The sequence below is a fragment of the uncultured Mycobacterium sp. genome (assembly GCF_964249325.1).
Taxonomy (GTDB): Bacteria; Actinomycetota; Actinomycetes; order Mycobacteriales; family Mycobacteriaceae; genus Mycobacterium.
Genome location: NZ_CAXUCH010000282.1, coordinates 3,772 through 5,100 on the forward strand (window position 1 = coordinate 3,772; position 1,329 = coordinate 5,100).

The 1,329-nt window shown below is 70.7% G+C and carries 1 protein-coding gene and 1 pseudogene (1 of these 2 only partly in view); both read left to right on the forward strand.

Translation table 11 applies throughout. The features are described from left to right. A pseudogene (locus ACFE99_RS22610) lies at window positions 1–516 on the forward strand (arabinosyltransferase domain-containing protein) (it extends 2,792 nt beyond the left edge of the window). A 201-nt stretch (window positions 517–717) separates the two neighbouring features. Further along, on the forward strand, window positions 718–1,329 hold a 612-nt coding region (locus tag ACFE99_RS22615; RefSeq protein WP_375488762.1), incomplete at its 3' end, for a CocE/NonD family hydrolase.

Below are 1,329 nucleotides of genomic sequence, written 5' to 3' on the forward strand. Positions count from 1 at the left end.
GCGCCGGCCTGGCGTAACCTGCGGGCGCCGATGTCCGCGCTGCCGCGCAGCGCCACCCAGATTCGGGTGGTGGCCACCGACGACGACCTGGCGCCGCAGCACTGGATCGCGCTGACCCCGCCGCGGATGCCGCGGCTGCGCACGCTGCAAGACGTCGTCGGCTCGCGGGATCCGGTGCTGCTGGACTGGCTGGTCGGCCTGGCGTTCCCGTGCCAGCGGCCGTTCAACCACCGCAACGGCGTCATCGAAGCACCGAAGTGGCGGATCCTTCCCGATCGTTTTGGCGCCGAAGCCAATTCGCCGGTGATGGACAACAACGGTGGCGGCCCGCTAGGGATCACCGAGCTTCTGGTGCGCGCGACCACGCTGCCGAGTTACCTCAAAGACGACTGGTTCCGCGACTGGGGCGCGTTGCAGCAGCTGACGCCCTACTACCCCGACGCAGCGCCGGCCCGCCTGGACCTCGGATCGGCGACGCGCGGCGGCTTATGGAGCCCCGGCCCGCTGCGGCATTAGCCGCCGACCGCCCCGCCGACAGCGCCGATACAGTCGGCGCAAGCGACAACGCATACAGGAGGGTCAATGACGACGCTGCGGTTGCGACGCCGAGCCGGAAGGACACGCGCCCGCAGAGACAACCCGTTGCCGTTCGCGCCGCCGTGGCAGCCGAGGCCCGCCACCTACGGGGTCGGCGTAGAGCACAACGTCGCGGTGGCGATGAGCGACGGGGTTGTTCTGCGCGCCGATATTCATTACCCGACGGTGCCGGAGACCGGGCAGCCCGCCACCGGGCCGTTCCCGGTGCTGCTGTCGGTGACGCCGTACGGCAAGAAGGCACCGCCGCCGGCAGCGCAGATCGGCGGGGGTGCGACACCCTACCTGATCAAGCGCGGCTACATCGAGGTGATGGTCGACGTCCGCGGGACCGGCGTCTCCGGGGGTTCCTTCGAGATGTTCGGACACCGGCAGGCCCAGGACGGGGTGGACCTGGTCAAGTGGGCGTCGGCGCTGCCGAACAGCAACGGCCGCGTCGGCATGTTCGGGGTCTCCTACCTGGCGATCAACCAGCTGTTCACCGCCGCCGCGGTGGGCCCTGATTCGCCGCTGAAGGCGATCTTCCCAGTCATGGCGGCACGCGACTTCTTCCGCGATGCCGCCGCCATGGGCGGGGTGCCGCACCTGCGGACCGTGCGGGCCTACGGCGCCATCTACACGCTGCTGAACGTCCTCAACCCCACGCTCGAATTTTTCGCGCGGGGCCGGCATTCGCGGCCGCGGGCAGGCGGGCTGGCCGCAGTGCGCCAGCGGGGCCGCGACCAACGCCGGTAC